This window comes from Natrinema salaciae, assembly GCF_900110865.1.
GTDB classification, from domain to species: Archaea; Halobacteriota; Halobacteria; order Halobacteriales; family Natrialbaceae; genus Natrinema; species Natrinema salaciae.
The window spans coordinates 86,541-101,649 of the sequence record NZ_FOFD01000009.1; the positions used below are offsets into that span (position 1 = coordinate 86,541).

The window sequence follows — 15,109 nt, forward strand, 5'->3', positions numbered from 1 at the left end:
AATAAAAATGAGCCGACGACGAAACGGGTCGAGCGGCGTCGCCGGCGTCAGTCCGCCGACGGCGCAGTCGGGCTCGACCGTGCTCGCATCGTCGTGATCGTGCTGTAGATCACGGCCCCGCTGACCATGAACGCCGACAGCAGGATCAGGACGAAGCCGACCGTGTTGAAGATCTCGATCGCGAGGTAGTCGCCTGCCTGCTGGAACGCCACGGCGATCGACCCACCCAGGAGCATCAATCCGAAGTAGATCTTGATGTCGTCTTCGTTGACGATGCTGGTCGCGGCCGAACCGATCCTGGCGCCCAGCGCGCTCCCTGCGAGCAGCGGGGCGACGATCGAGAGGTCGACGCCGCCTTCCATCCCGTAGAGGAACGAACCGATCCCGCCCGAGAACACGATCTCGAAGAGGTCGGTCCCGACCGCGACGGGGACCGGCACCCCGATGAGGTAGAACATCGCGGGCATGCGGATGAAGCCGCCGCCGACGCCCAGGAAGCCCGACAGCAGTCCCGTCGCGAACGCGACGCCGAGGACCATCCACAGCGAGACCTGGATGCCGCCCGCGATCGTCATCATCGGCGGGACGTGGTACGACTGAATCTTCTTCGCGATATCGGGGATCGCGTCCGGATCGATCTCTTCGTCGGCTGCGTCGTGGTGCCCGCCGCCGGAACTCTCACTGCCGTCGTTTTTGAGCGAGTTACGCGTGACGAACACGCCGATCGCGCCCAGCAGGACGACGTACGTGACACCGATGACGCCGCTGGCGAGGCCGAGGTCCTCGAGGTAGAACACCCCGATTCGCCCGACCTCGATGCCGACCGATGTCCCGACGATCATCAACCCGCCGAGTTTGTAATCGACCTGTCCCAGGTCGTGGTGTTTTAGCGTCGCTATCACGGCCGTCCCGAAGACGAACGCCATACCGCTCCCGACGGCGACCCGGGCGGGATACCCCATCACGAGCAACGCGGGCGTGACGAGGAAGGACCCGCCCATCCCGAAGAAGCCGAACAGCACTCCGACCATGAAGCCGAAGCTCACGAACAGTACGAGCGTCGCCAGTGCGATTCCGAATAGCTCCATTATGCGTGTTTCACCCTATCGATAACCGGCATCGCGATTCGCTCGAGTGCGCCGTAGCCCACGTAGAGGACGATCGCCTCGAGGAGGACGGCTCCGACGAGCGCGCCTGCCTGTACCGCTCCCGAATTCGCTGCGAGGTCGATCATCGCGACCGACCTCCGCCGTTCAGTTGTGTACGGATCATGGTTTTCTGCTCATTATCGTCTACCCGGGGGATGGCTATAACGCTTTTGGGGATCTTGCACAATATTACTGCCATCTATCTCACGGCTATCCAACGAGAATATTCGAATAAGTTATCCGGATACAGATGTCGGTCCGCGATCGGTCTCCGCTGCTGGGGCGCGGTTCGAACGAACGGCCGACGCTATCGGCACAGTATGACACTGATTGACGCGCGAACAGTAACGGAGGTTGCGGGCAGTGTGTGGCTCGCCGCGACCGATACTCAGGATTTAGTATTGGTTACCCAAAACAATATTATGGCGTGCGGTCCTACGGTCGGTATGAAAGCCATCTGTGCGACCGACCTCTCCGCCGCCAGCGAGGCGACGATCGAAAACGAGACCTGCCTCGAGTGTCTCGGGCGGATCGGCGTCGAGGAGATCCACCTCGTGACTGTGATTCCCTCCAACGTCCACGCGGGGATGCCCGGTATCGACTTCGAAACGCGACGCGAGCAAGCGCTCGATCGCTATCGCCGCGTCATCGAAGACGCCGGCTTCGACGTGGAGGCACACGTCGTCCGCGGGACGCCCCACCGACGCATCAACGGGGTCGCGGAGGCGATCGGCGCCAGCCTCACCGTCGTCGGCTCGCGGGGGAAGAGCCCGCTCGAGAACCGCGTCATCGGGTCGACCGCGCGCAATCTCGCGCGGACGACGGTCGTGCCGCTGCTCGTCAACCGGATCGAGCGCGGGGCGGACGATCCGGACATCCTTCGCGAACACCTGTTCAGGCGGATGCTGTACGCGACGGACTTCTCGCAGAACGCCGAGCGAGCGTTCGAGACGTTCTCGTACCTCCGCCACGCCACACAGGAGGCGACGCTGGTCCACGTCGAAACGCCGAAGGACCCGTCGCTCCCGGAGGACGTCGATCCCGAAGCACGGCTGTCGGAGCTGGCGACCAGCCTCGAGGACTGGGGGATCGAGACGCGAACTGAGGTTCGGCAGGGCGATCCCGCCGACGAGATCCTCGCCGCGGAGGAGGAGTACGAGCCGACCACGATCCTCGTCGGATCGCGCGGCCACAGCCGGCTCCGCCGACTGTTGCTCGGGAGCGTCTCCGAGGACATCGTCACGCGGGCGAACGGGAACGTCATGCTCGTTCCGCCGTCACGAACCGCGTGAGCGCCCGGGCGCTCACCTACTACTGAACCGATTCCCAGCCCCGGAACCACCACCTCGATTCCGAACGGGCCAGGCGATTGCCATCGCGACTCTGTGCCACGCCGGTCCCGAACGCTGCTGGACCGTACGCGCCCGGCAGTCGGACGCAGCCGCTGAAGACAGTTTTCGAGTGGTGGACCAGAGGCGCTTTTTCCGCCACGTTCGAACTGCTCCTGTGTACTGGCCATCCCGGGAGATCGTCCTGATCGCCGTGATGCTCACCGCCGCACTCGGAACCGGCGGCCTGTTCGTCAGCGACACCGATCCGGCGCCGCCGGATCCGGTCCCGTTCGACGAAACCGTCTCCGTCGGACTCACGCTCGAGGCGGAACAGAGCCTCGACGAGAACGTCACGCTCCCCCGCACACAGGTGTTTTACTCGCAGTATCAGTACGTCGTCGGCTACTACGGCGTCGAGACGTTCGTCGACGCCAAACGCCAGGAAGGACACGATCGGCGGTTCGGATATCCGCTCGCCGTGTACGTCACCGACTACGGCGACGCAACGGTCGAGCTGCAGGACGACGGGTATCCGGTCACCGACCGACCGCTGCCGTGGGTCGATGCGACGGACGCGTGGTTCGTCGTCGGCAGCGAGGCGCGGACACCCGCGGGCGAGACCGTCGTTCCGTTCGCCGATCGAGCGGATGCGGCGGCGTTCGCAGCGGCTCACGGCGGCGAGGTGTACACGTGGGAGGAAACGCTCGAGCAGTCGTTCGACACCGACGACGCGACGGTCGTCCGCGACCGCGTCGACGAGCAGAACCGCCGCGCCGACGCCGTCGTCGCGTCGACAGTCGCGCAGGCCGATCGACCGGTATCGACCGTCGTCGGCGAGGACGTCGACACCGTCCAGGAGGGCATCGACGAGGCACCCGCGAACACCACGGTGCTCGTACCCGACGGCACGTACGAAGAGACGCTCCGGATCGACCGGCCGATCACGCTCGCCGGGGAGGGTGCGGCGACGATCCGCGGCGACAACAACGGATCGGTCGTAACGGTAACCGAACCGCGGGTTGGAATTCGGGACCTCGAGATCACCGGCGTCGGGCCGCTGACCTCCGGCGCCGAGGAAGTCCCCGGAGCGTCGATCGACGAGGACGCCTGGGACGAGAAGTTCCTGACCTACTACACCGGCGCGGACGCCGCCATCTCCGCCCACGTCGCGGCCGAGCTGTCGGTCGAAAACGTGACGATCGAGACGCCCTCGAACGGGATTATCCTCCGCGAGAGCCCCGATACTGTCGTTCGTAACGCGACCGTTCGGGGCAACGAGCGCTGGGAGGACGGCTTCGCCGGAATCATGGCGTTCCAGTCGCCGGGCGTGGTCGAGGAGACGACGATCGTCGACGGGCGGGACTCGATTTACGCGTACCGATCGGAGGGGATCGTGGTTCGGGAGAACACGATCGAGGAAAGCCTGCTGGGGGTCCACCTGATGCACACTGACGGCGCACTGCTCGCCGACAACCGCCTGACCGACGTCGTCGATACGGGGATCTACGTCATGACTGGACCCGAGCGGAACGCAATCGTCGGCAACGAGGTCAGGGGCGCGGAAACCGGGTCCTACGTCGGCGGCACCGACACGTACGTCGCCGAGAACGTCTTCGAAGCCAACGACGTCGGGCTGGAACTGGCGGCGGCCGCGTCGATCTACGAGCGAAACGTCTTCGCGGGGAACCGACTGGGCGTCAACGATCGGGTGATACTCCCGACGAACCGGATCGTCGAGAACGACTTTGTCGGCAACGACGACCACGCCACTGCCGGTGCCGGGCCGCTGCGCATCTGGTCGCACGACGGACGCGGCAACTACTGGCAGGGCGGGACCAGCATCGCGGACGGCGACCCGCCGTCCCGATCGTACTCGCCGACCGATCCCGTCGACCGACGGATGCACCGTACCGACGGCGCGGCGACGCTCGCCCGGGCACCGGCGCTCGACGCACTCTCCGGGTTCGAGGAGTCGGTGTCCGGACTGCGAACTGGCAGCATCACCGACGTGGCCCCCACGTGCGAGCCGAACAACCCGGAACTACTCGAACGGACCGCCCAGACCGATCGCGCTGGCGGCTGCGACGGAACACTCACGATCGAACCATGACTGCAGAGACACCCCTACTCGAGGCATCGAACGTCGACTTCGCATACGGAGACGTGACCATCCTGCGGGACGTTTCCGTTCCGATTCGATCGGCAGCCGTGACGGCGCTGATCGGACCGAACGGGACCGGAAAGACGACGCTGCTCCGCACGCTCGCCGGACTCCAGGAACCCACCGGGGGAGCGATCGCGTATCACGGGCCGGCAGCCGCACGCGAGATCGGCTACCTGCCCCAGCAACCCGAGTTTCGGCCGGGGTTCACCGTCCTCGAAACGCTCGCGTTCTACGCGTCGCTCGTCGGCGGCGGACGCGACGAGGCCGTGGCACAACTCGAACGCGTCGGACTCGCGGATGCCGCGGACCGTCCGGTCGAGGCGCTCTCCGGCGGCATGACGCGACTCGTCGGGATCGCGCAGGCGACGATCGGCGACCCGCCGCTGGTCGTCCTGGACGAACCCGCGTCCGGACTCGATCCGGGGATGAGCAAACACGTGTTCTCGGTCGCCGACGAACTCGCCGCCACTGGGACCGCGGTGTTGCTGAGTTCGCACGATCTCGAACTCGTCGAGCGCACGGCCGACGAAGTGGTCGTACTCGACGGCGGCACCGTCGTCGGGCGCGGAAATCCCGCGGCGCTGTGCGACCGGCTCGAGGTCGGCTCGCTGGAGGCCGTCTACGAGGAGTCGATCGTCGGCGACCTCCGTCGCGTTCGCGTGCAGGGTGAGACCGCGTGACCGGCACGCCGAACTCGGTGAGCGAAGACGTCGCGTCGACGGACACCGACGCTGACGTGTCCGCGACGAAATCGACTGGAGCGACCGATCCGCCGGACTCGGGCGGTCGAATCGAACGCGTCGTCGTCCGCGAACTCAGGACCGTCTCCCGGACCCGAACGTTCGTCGTCCTCGGAGCGGCGCTCGCCGCCGTCCTGGTCGGGATCGCGTGGGTCGGCGGCGGCGTCAGGGCCGGCTTCGTGCCGACCGTCGTCGACCTCCTGACGCCGCTCGAGCTCCTCGTCCCGATCGTGGCCGTCGCGTTCGGCTACCGGGCGATCCTCGGCGATCGGCGTCGGGGCGAACTCGACGTCCTCGACACGTATCCGATCGCGCCTCGCGAACTCGTCATCGGCGTCTACGTGGGCAGGGCCGTCGGCCTTCTCGGGACGGTCGTCGTCCCGCTCCTGCTCGTCGCCGGAGCGGTCTTCGTCGGTCGCGAAGAGCCGTTCGGCCGGTACGCCTCCCACGCCGGTGCCGACTCCCCGATCCTGTTCGCGCGGTTCGTCGCGCTGACGGCCCTGTTCGCGCTGTCGATTCTCGCCGTTGCGCTCGCCATCTCGGCGCTCGTGAGCGGGACGCGAAGCGCCCTCGCACTGTCCGTCGTCGCGCTGGTCGTCCTGCTGGTCGGGCTCGATCTCGCGCTCGTCTACGGGTTCGCCAACGGCTATCTGGGCGACTCGTCGCTCGTCCACGCGCTCGCGGTGAGTCCCCTCAGCGCGTATCGCGGACTCGTCTTCGAGAGCGCCGTAGTAACGGCGTCGGGGACCGGGCCGCGGACGGCGTCGCCCGTGGCCAGCCTGCTGGGACTCGCGAGCTGGACGGGCACCTCGCTCGCCGTCGCGACCTGGGCGATAAAACGGTAGTCTTCGCTCGCGAATGCGGTTCCGTCGAGCCGCTCCCGATCACATCAGCGACATCAGTAGTTCCTGCGTCACGTCCTCGTGTTCGTAGCGGTCGCCGCCGTACTCGTCCTGGAACGCGGCCGCGTCGTCGGGATCGCCGAATCCGATCATCGACGCGCCCATCGCGCCCTCGACCTCGCTATCGACGACGAACGTGAGGTCGGCTGCCGGCGCGAAGGACCCCGCGTCGACGTGGCTGCTGATCTCGGGCGCGTCGCCGCCGGTGTCGATCTCGTAGTCGACGCTCGAGTAGTCGGTCACGTACGTCGCGATCGGGGCGGAATCCTCCTCGTGGTCGAACGTGAACGCGTACGTACAACGGGTGCTGCAGAACTGTGCCGGACGGTCGTCCCCGAGCAGTTTCTCGGCGTCGTCGTAGAACGACTCCCCGACCGGGCCTGGGTAGTCGACGATCGCCATCGTACAGTTGTCACAGCTCGTCCCGGCCTTGATCGTGATCGGGTCGGGGGCGTCCGCCTCCGCGTCCTCCTCCCCGCCGAGGCAACCGGCCAGTGCAGTCAGTCCAGTGAGGGCCGACCCGACGAGAACCGTTCGACGAGACACGCCTCGATCGGCATCGTTGTTGGAAGGAAACCCATCCATGTGCACAATTGGGAACAGGCCGATAAGGATAATCTGGTCCAATCGCCGAAATAGCGGCTGCTGGGCGAATACAGTGACTCGTCCGCACCGACGCGACGGCGGCCGTCGGCGTCCCGTCCGACACCTGCCGTCCGACGGCGTCGACGGCTCACGCGCGTGAACGTCAATTATCCGTACGAGGCGCGGCCGACGTGTTCCTCGGCGAACCAGTGGGCGATCGTGCTCTCCGCGCGGTGCAAGACGTCGCTACAGGTGGACTTGGTCACGCCGAGCGCCGAGGCGACGTCCGTCAGCGTCGCTTCCCGCGGAACGTCGTAGTACCCCGCCTCGAGAGCGGTCAGGAAGACCTCGCGTTGTCGATCCGTCAGCGGATTCTCCGCGCGGCTCGCGTCGACGGCGTGGACGTACTCGAGGCGGTATTCGACGCCTCGCTCGTCGAACGCGTCGCCGAGCGTCGACAATCGATCCGCGCTGGTCGTCAGCTCCCACGTCACCACGCCGTCTTCGACCGCGAACGGCGTCTCCATCGGAACGCCGGCCTGCTGCATGGGAGCGAGCACCGACGGATTCGACGTCTCGACCTGCAAGAGCGCCGTCTCGTCGTGTTTCCAGAGCAACTCGAGGTCCCGAATATCGCTCCGCTCGTCGATCGCGGCGAGTATCGGGACCGGATTCGGTGCCGTCAGTTCGACGACGCCGATCGCGACGTCCGCTCCCGGCAGCACCGAACTGACGCGGAACGTCGTGTCGGGATAGGCCGTCGAAATCTCGTGGATCCAGAGCGATTCGGGGAGGGTGACGGTGAGTTTCGCCCGCGGCATGTATCGACGGTGGGGTTCGAACGACGTAGCACGGGCCTCGAACATGTTCGAACCACACCCCGATGTTCGCGGTAACCGATACACGACGGCCGGGCGAACGAACGTGTATGCCCGAAACGAATCCGCGCGACTCACGCCGGACCGACGCCGAACGGCGGTCGTCCCGCCGGCCGACCGCCGGACCGCCGCTCTCGATGACACCGTTTCACGTCGCCGGCATCGCGTTCCTGTTCGCCGGGTTCGTGCTCGCCTGCTACCAGGGACTACAGGAGTTCGCACTCGTCCCGGCGGTGTCGTGGCTCACGTGGACGCACATCCACTTCGTCACGATCGGCGCGTTCACGCAGTTGCTCTTCGGCACGCTGCCGCAGCTGACGGCGCAAAAACTCGAGCGTCCGGGACCGTCGGCACCGACTCTCGGAGCCGTCTTTCTCGGATTGAACGGCGCCGTACTGCTGGCCTGGTACGGGCGCGCCTTCGGCGAGCCGCTACTGTTCGACGTCGGTCTCGGGACGATCTGGCTGCTCACGGCCTGGCTGTTCGCCGTCGTTCTCGTGCTAGTGTACAGAAGCGAGGGCGGGCAGGCGTACGATCCGACCATCGGCTTCTACCTCCTCTCGCCGTTCGTCTACCTGATCGGGCTCACGTTCGCGTTCGGGCTGTACAGCCACGGCTGGGACGTCCCCGGCGGCTGGTACGGGCTCCGGGAGGCGCACGTCCACGCCAACGCGTGGGGCTTTCTGGGCCTCGCAGCGATCGGCACGCTGTACGACCGCTTCCCGCGGCTGGTGGACGCGGAGCTGTACAGCGATCGGCTGCAACGCTCCTCCCTCCCGCTGTTCGCGCTCGGGATCGTCCCGCTCGTCGTCGGCCCGGTACTCGGCATGGGGAAGACGGTAACCGCGACCGGACTGCTCCTGTACGCCGCCGGCTACGTCCTGTACGTCTACACGCTCGCCCGGACCTACCGGGCCGGCACGCCCAACGGGACGGCGCTCTCGGTGCTCGTCGCCCAGCTGTGGATCCTCGGTCCGGCCAGCTTCGCGCCGTTCATCCTGTTCGGCGTTCCGCTGGGAATCCCCGACCCGTGGATCGAAACGGGTGCCCTGCACTTCTTCTTCCTCGGGTGGGCGCTCCCGGTCGCGCTCGCGGGCGCGTTGCTCGTCACCCGCTCGCTCGAGTGGGCTCCCGAAGCCGCACGCGGTGACGGCGGCGACGGCCGCGTCGAGGGACTCGTCCCCGCGGACGATATCCCGGCAGTCGTCGGACCGACGTCCATCCTCGCCTGGAACCTCGCGGTGCTCGCCGTCGGGATCGGCTTCTTCTATCAGGACCAGTCGTGGTCGGTGCTCCTGTCCGGCCCGGGATTCACCGTCCTCCTCGCGCTCTGGGGAATGTATCTGCTCGAAATCGTCGACTGGCGGTGGGCTACACGGACGTCGGATCTCGGTTCGTAGCCGCCGTCCGGTGCCGGCTCGAGTCACTCGGAACCGCTGCGAGTCGACGCCGGTTCGTCGGCAGCGGTCGACCGCAGTTGTCGGACGATATTCGGGTACACGAGATGGAGATACATTCCGATACCGTACAATAGTAGCCCCAAACCGACGAAAGTGAGCGGACGGAGTATTGATTCGATCGCCTGAGAGACGCGATCGAGATTCGCCGGAGACACCGCCGACAGTCAGAACGAACGCGCCAGGATGACGAGATAGCCGGCACGAACCGCACGTGCGTAGTTCCCGATCCGCCGAACTCGATCCTCGATTTCGTCTCGAGTAGGCTGAGATCGCTCTGGAGTCGTAGCCGCGTGTATGCTACTGCTGAGCGTTCGGAAGGATAATTGTGCGACTTGCAGCCCTCGTGTCGACTGCTCCGTGCTGCGGTGCGGTACGAGTACGTCGGCAACCGTGCAACTGTGCGAACGCGATCTCGCAGGGAGTGACGTGAAGCGCTTCGAATCACGGGAGTCACCATCTCATCGATGCTGTTCTGTGTTCGCGCTGCCGTGACTCCGGAGCTGTATCGGTCACTCGGTTCGGTCGGCGATTTCGGCGGACCGGTTCAGTATTCCAGCGGGACGCGCTGCGCCGGTTGGCCGCCACTCACGACGATGGCACCGTCACGACCCGTCGGTAATACGATGTTGACTCCGCAGTGAGAGCCGGGCGGCCGTTCTCGATACTCGAGAATACGCTCATCGCACGGGTTGTGATCCGAATCGTGGCGTGGCTATACGTCGTCGCCGCTGGCTACGGATCACCGTGGCTATTCCAGTCGAGGACCCCGTGTCGATCTTCGCAGTGGCGATGGTCGTCTTTCTCGTCGCCCCCCTCCTCCTGGAGCGACATCGGGTCCCCGGCATCGTCGGCATCGTTCTCGTCGGTGCCGCGATCGGACCGAACGGGGCCGGCGTTCTCGAGCGGGGCGAGGCGATCGTCGTCCTCGGAGACGTCGGGCTGATCTATCTGATGTTCCTCGCCGGCATCGAGATCGATCTCCACAGATTCTTCGACAACATCGACCAGAGCGTCGTCTTCGGTCTCCTCTCGTTTCTCGTTCCGCAGGTCGTCGGGACGTGTTTCGGAATCTGGGTACTCGAGTTCTCGCTCCCGACGGCGTCGTTGTTCGCCGCGATCTTCGCTTCACACACGCTCCTCGCGTATCCCGTCGCCCGTCAGCTCGGCATCGTCAGGAACCGGGCCGTCACGGCGACTATCGGCGGGACCGTTCTGGCGAACGTACTCGCATTGCTCGTTCTCGTCGTCGTCGCGTCGGCGGAGGCATCCCTCGACTGGCTGTTCTGGGTGGATCTCGCCGTCGGACTCGTGGTGCTGTTCGCCGGCATCTGGTACCTCGTTCCGTGGCTGGGTCGACGGTTCTTCCGTACTCTCGCCGAGGAGAGTTACTTCGAGTTCCTGTTCGTTATGGCCGTCCTCTTCGTCTCGGCGTTCTCCGCCGACGTCGCCGGCATCGAACCGATCATCGGCGCGCTCGTGGCCGGCCTCGCGCTCAACCGCCTCGTTCCCGAGCGGGGACCGTTGCTGAATCGGATTCAGTTCGTCGGCAACGCGCTGTTCGTTCCGTTCTTCTTCCTCTCGATCGGTCTGCTCGTCGACGTGACCGTGCTCAGCGGGAGTCGCGAGTCGATACTGCTCGCCGCGTCGCTCATCGGGCTCACGCTCGTGACGAAATTCGCGGCGGCCTGGGCGACTGGCCGGCTGTTCGCGTACGCCGACGACGAGATCGGCAGCGCATTCGGGCTCTCGATCGGACAGGCAGAAGCGCTCGCGATCGTTCTCGTCGCGTACGACGCCGGCATCCCCGGGTTCGATGCGGCGATGATCAACGGCGCAGTGGCGCTGATTCTCGTCGTGAGTGTCGTCAGTCCGATCGTCGTCGAACGGTACGGTCGTGCGGTCGCAGCCATCGAAAAGCGAGAGACCCGCCAGTCGGCCGCCGTCCGACAGCGAATTCTCATCCCGTTCTCCCCGGTTCCGGAGCATCACGAGACGCTGCTGACGTATCACGAATCGTTGCTCGACCTGGCGCTGCTCGTTCGGGACGAGCGGTTCGCGGAACCGTTGCACACGGTGACCGTCGTTCGACCGGGTCCGGAAACGGAGCGGGCGATCACCGCTGCCGACGCCGCGATCGGACACACGGAAGCGTACGCGGCCGGTGCGGAAGTGCCGGTGTCGTTTCACACGCGCGTCGATCACAACGTCGCTTCGGGAATCGTTCGCGCGGCCGTCGAAAATCAAGTGACGACGATCCTCCTCGACTGGGACGGCATGCACCTCTACAGACAGCCGCTCTTCAGTCACACCATCCGGCAGGTCCTCGCGTGGACCGATCAGTTCGTGCTCGTCTCGCGCATCCGGGAACCGCTCAACGCCGTCTCGAGAATCGTCGTCGTCTTGCCGCCGCGGCTGGCCCACGATCCGGGCTTTCACGAGGTCCGACGGGCGATCCACCGGATTGCAGCGGGTACCGGAGCGCCGGTCCTGGGGATCGTCGTCGAAGGGGACCCGGATCAGTACGAACGACTCGTTCGGGACGTCGAATCGGACGTTCGCGTCCAGTTCGAGCGACTCCCCTCCTGGGAACGAGTGGGGCCGTACGTCGACGAAACCGTGACCGTCGACGACCTCGTGATCTGTGCGAGCGCTCGCCGAAATTCCGTCGGGTGGCAACCCGAACTCGGAGAATTCGCCGCGCGGCTCCCGTCGCTCACCCAGGGTGACTTCGTTATCATGTACCCGCCGAGCGGCAGCCACGGCGATGATCGTCGGGAAGCCGACGTCTCGCGGCCCTTCTCGAGTGCCCGACCGCCGGATCGCGGGAACCGATCTACGTCACGCTCGCGATGAGGTGGTGAAACAACTGAGTTGTTTCATTGCGTCTGCCCCCGTCGGTGATCGCATGGCCCTCTTCGAAGTGAGCCTCCCGCTGGCCGTCCTGTTCGTCGGGTTCGGTCTGACCGTCGGTATTCGCTTCGGCTTTTTCGGGATGGGCGGGAGCTTTTTCGTCACCCCGGCGCTGCTCGTTCTCGGCCACTCCGCGCCGACCGCCGTCGGGACCGGCCTCGCGTTCGTGTTCTGGACGTCGCTCGTCGCGACGGTGACCCATCGCGATCTCGATCACATCGAGTACCGACTCGGACTGCTGCTGATTCTCGGCACGACCCTCGGCATCGAAATCGGGAGGCGAGCACTGTTGGCGCTGACGACCGTCGGCCTCGCGGATCTCGTCGTCAGTTTCCTCTCCGTCGTCCTCCTCGCGGCGGTCGGGCTGTTCGTCATCTCCGACGGGCGACATCCCGCGATCGAGACCGACGAGCCCGTCGGCGTCCAGTCCTCGATCTCCGCTCGCCTCGAGCGAGTCCGCGTCCCGCCGACCGGATAGTCGCGAGCCCAGTCCTCGGCTTGCCGGCACACGAATCATCCGGGTTGCCGTTTTAGTATCTACGAAGGGACCGATGGACGATCACGACCACACGCGTTCGACGGACGCCGGGCATCCGTCTGGAGACCGGTCCGACCAGGACCACGACCACCGCCACCGGCCTGCCGCTGGCGACGAGACGGACGATCCCGACGGAGAATCGGAACCGCAGGTAGAACAGTCGATGCTCGAGGGGGAGGCGACGGACGCCGACGAGGCCGAACGAACGATCGAGAAGAAACACGGACACGAAACGGACCACGAGGGCGGTGGTCACGATCACGGAGACCACGGCGGAATGCACGAGGGCCACGAAGCGATGTTCCGCCGTCGGTTTTTCGTCTCGACGCTGCTCTCGATCCCGGTTCTCCTCTACAGCGAGATGCTCCAGGAGTGGCTGGGCTTTTCCGTGCCGGTGTTTCCCGGCAGCGAGTGGATCAATCCGGTTTTCGCCGTGATCGTCTTCGGCTACGGTGGCGTTCCGTTCCTCCGAATGGCCGCCCCCGAACTGCGCGATCGATCGCCGGGGATGATGACGCTCATCTCGATGGCGATCTCGGTCGCCTTCGTCTACAGCCTGGCGAGTGTCGTCCTCCCGACGGAGTCGGCGTTCTTCTGGGAGCTCGTGACGCTGATCGACATCATGCTGTTGGGCCACTGGATCGAAATGCGATCGGTTCGGCGGGCACAGAGCGCGCTCGACGAACTGGCGCAACTCATGCCCGACACCGCCGAGCGGATCACCGACAGCGGTGAGACCGAGGAGATCCCGGTGAGCGAGTTGTCCAAAGGCGATCTCGTGCTCGTTCGTCCCGGCGCTAGCGTCCCCGCCGACGGCGTCGTCGCAGAGGGCGATTCGGACGTGAACGAGTCGATGATCACCGGCGAGTCGATGCCGGTTTCGAAGGAGCCGGACGACGAGGTGATCGGCGGAACCATCAACGGCGACGGGAGCCTCCGCGTCCGCATCGAAGCGACGGGCGAGGAGACGACGCTCGCGGGGATCATGCGTCTCGTCGAAGAAGCCCAAGGGAGCAAGTCGCAGACGCAGGTGCTCGCCGATCGAGCCGCCGGCTGGCTGTTCTACGTCGCCGTGGGTGCGGCGGCCGTGACCGCCGTCGCGTGGACGATCGCCGTGTCGTTCAATGCAACGGTCATCGAGCGCGTCGTCACCGTCCTCGTCATCGCCTGTCCGCACGCGCTCGGCCTCGCCATCCCGCTCGTGGTCGCGATCAACACCTCGCTGGCCGCTCGAAACGGGATGCTGGTACGGGATCGGATCGCCATGGAAGACGCGCGAAACCTGGATACGATCATCTTCGACAAAACGGGAACGCTCACCGAGGGCGAACACGGCGTCGTCGACGTCGCGACCGTTGCCGGTACCGACGAGGAGGACGCGCTGGCCCTCGCGGCTGCGGTCGAGGGGGACTCGGAGCACATGATCGCCCGCGCCGTCCGCGAGGCGGCCGCTGAACGTCGCATTACCGTCCCGGACGCGACGGGGTTCGAAGCGATGAAAGGGCGAGGCGTTCGCGCGCAGGTTGCGGGCGAGGACGTCCACGTCGGCGGACCGAACCTGCTGTCCCATCTCGAGGCCGACGTCCCGTCTCCCCTGCGCCGGTTTGCCGACACGGCAGGCGAACACGGACGGACCGTCGTGTACGTCGTTCGGGAGGGCGAGCCGATCGCCGCCGTCGCCATGGCGGACGTGATACGTGAAGAGAGCTACCGCGTCGTCGAGACGCTCCACGCACTCGATATCGAGGTGGCGATGCTGACCGGCGACTCGCGGGACGTGGCCAGTGCGGTGGCCGACGAACTGGGGATCGACACCGTGTTCGCAGAGGTGTTGCCCGAAGACAAAGACGAGACGGTACAGGAGGTACAGAATCAGGGAAAGCTCGTCGCGATGGTCGGCGACGGGGTCAACGACGCCCCCGCGCTGACTCGAGCGGACGTCGGCATCGCGATCGGCAGCGGGACTGATGTCGCCGTGCAGTCGGCAGACGTCATCCTCGTGCAGAACAACCCGATGGATGTCGGTCGTCTCGTGAAACTAAGCGAGGCGAGTTACCGGAAGATGCAGGAGAACATCGTCTGGGCCGCCGGGTACAACGTCTTCGCCATCCCGCTCGCAGCGGGCGTCCTCGCACCGATCGGCGTCTTACTCTCGCCGGCGGTAGGGGCGCTCCTCATGTCTCTCAGTACGGTTATCGTCGCGATCAACGCACAGCTACTCCGTCGCGTCGATCTGTCCCTCTCGAGTCTGCCGGACCTGTCATCACAGGGGGGCGCACAATCGGCCGATTAGAACGGAGGTACTCACAGGGCCAATGACGCTCGGCTATCTCGCTCTCGGCGTGATCGTGCTCGTCGGGACCGTCGTGGACGTGCTCTGGACGACGCTCTGGGTCGAGGGCGGCGCCGGACCGCTCACGTCGCGACTGATGGGGTGAACGTGGCGCACGCTC

At 65.9% G+C, this 15,109-nt stretch carries 13 protein-coding genes; 9 read left to right on the forward strand and 4 right to left on the reverse strand.

Going from position 1 to position 15,109, the window contains the following annotated elements; all coding sequences use genetic code 11:
* Positions 1-47: 47 nt before the first annotated feature.
* A complete protein-coding gene (locus BMX07_RS22825; protein WP_090623197.1) occupies positions 48-1,088 on the reverse strand; it encodes a sulfite exporter TauE/SafE family protein in 1,041 nt (346 codons plus the stop codon).
* Positions 1,088-1,234 (reverse strand): DUF7512 family protein, encoded by a 147-nt coding sequence (locus BMX07_RS24800; RefSeq protein ID WP_175480251.1) that lies wholly within the window; start codon positions 1,232-1,234, stop codon positions 1,088-1,090. Before BMX07_RS24800 ends, BMX07_RS22825 begins: the two co-directional genes overlap by 1 nt.
* A gap of 360 nt (positions 1,235-1,594) precedes the next feature.
* Between BMX07_RS24800 and BMX07_RS22830 the strand changes: the two genes are divergently transcribed.
* The 4 genes from BMX07_RS22830 to BMX07_RS22845 all read left to right on the forward strand — a co-directional run bounded on the left by BMX07_RS22830 (position 1,595) and on the right by BMX07_RS22845 (position 6,228).
* Entirely contained in the window at positions 1,595-2,440 is an 846-nt protein-coding gene (locus tag BMX07_RS22830) for a universal stress protein (RefSeq protein WP_090623201.1), read from the forward strand.
* A 214-nt stretch (positions 2,441-2,654) separates the two neighbouring features.
* On the forward strand, positions 2,655-4,589 hold the full coding sequence (locus BMX07_RS22835; RefSeq protein WP_090623205.1) for a NosD domain-containing protein: 1,935 nt from the start codon (positions 2,655-2,657) through the stop codon (positions 4,587-4,589).
* Positions 4,586-5,323: an ABC transporter ATP-binding protein gene (locus tag BMX07_RS22840; protein ID WP_090623209.1), complete on the forward strand. Its 738-nt coding sequence runs from the start codon at positions 4,586-4,588 to the stop codon at positions 5,321-5,323. The genes BMX07_RS22835 and BMX07_RS22840 overlap by 4 nt, the downstream gene beginning before the upstream one ends.
* 110 nt (positions 5,324-5,433) lie before the next feature.
* Positions 5,434-6,228, forward strand: coding sequence for an ABC transporter permease (locus BMX07_RS22845; protein WP_394328407.1), 795 nt, complete (start codon positions 5,434-5,436; stop codon positions 6,226-6,228).
* Between the two features lie 39 nt (positions 6,229-6,267).
* Here BMX07_RS22845 and BMX07_RS22850 read toward each other — a convergent pair whose 3' ends face one another.
* Together BMX07_RS22850 and BMX07_RS22855 are read right to left on the reverse strand one after the other, a co-directional pair.
* Positions 6,268-6,870: a nitrous oxide reductase accessory protein NosL gene (locus BMX07_RS22850; RefSeq protein ID WP_090623212.1), complete on the reverse strand. Its 603-nt coding sequence runs from the start codon at positions 6,868-6,870 to the stop codon at positions 6,268-6,270.
* 167 nt (positions 6,871-7,037) lie between these two features.
* On the reverse strand, positions 7,038-7,736 hold the full coding sequence (locus tag BMX07_RS22855; RefSeq protein WP_245742204.1) for a helix-turn-helix domain-containing protein: 699 nt from the start codon (positions 7,734-7,736) through the stop codon (positions 7,038-7,040).
* A gap of 17 nt (positions 7,737-7,753) precedes the next feature.
* Here BMX07_RS22855 and BMX07_RS22860 point away from each other — a divergent pair, with 17 nt between their 5' ends.
* The 5 genes from BMX07_RS22860 (at position 7,754) to BMX07_RS25540 (ending at position 15,094) form a co-directional block, all read left to right on the forward strand.
* A complete protein-coding gene (locus BMX07_RS22860; RefSeq protein ID WP_090623216.1) occupies positions 7,754-9,148 on the forward strand; it encodes a hypothetical protein in 1,395 nt (464 codons plus the stop codon).
* 804 nt (positions 9,149-9,952) lie between these two features.
* Positions 9,953-12,061: a cation:proton antiporter domain-containing protein gene (locus BMX07_RS22870; protein ID WP_342708271.1), complete on the forward strand. Its 2,109-nt coding sequence runs from the start codon at positions 9,953-9,955 to the stop codon at positions 12,059-12,061.
* A gap of 52 nt (positions 12,062-12,113) precedes the next feature.
* Positions 12,114-12,596: a TSUP family transporter gene (locus tag BMX07_RS22875; protein WP_090623224.1), complete on the forward strand. Its 483-nt coding sequence runs from the start codon at positions 12,114-12,116 to the stop codon at positions 12,594-12,596.
* 73 nt (positions 12,597-12,669) lie between these two features.
* The gene (locus BMX07_RS22880) at positions 12,670-14,949 is read left to right on the forward strand and encodes a copper-translocating P-type ATPase (RefSeq protein ID WP_394328405.1); all 2,280 of its coding nucleotides are present in this window, start codon (positions 12,670-12,672) and stop codon (positions 14,947-14,949) included.
* A 22-nt stretch (positions 14,950-14,971) separates the two neighbouring features.
* Entirely contained in the window at positions 14,972-15,094 is a 123-nt protein-coding gene (locus tag BMX07_RS25540) for a hypothetical protein (RefSeq protein WP_281246994.1), read from the forward strand.
* The last annotated feature ends 15 nt before the right edge of the window (positions 15,095-15,109 follow it).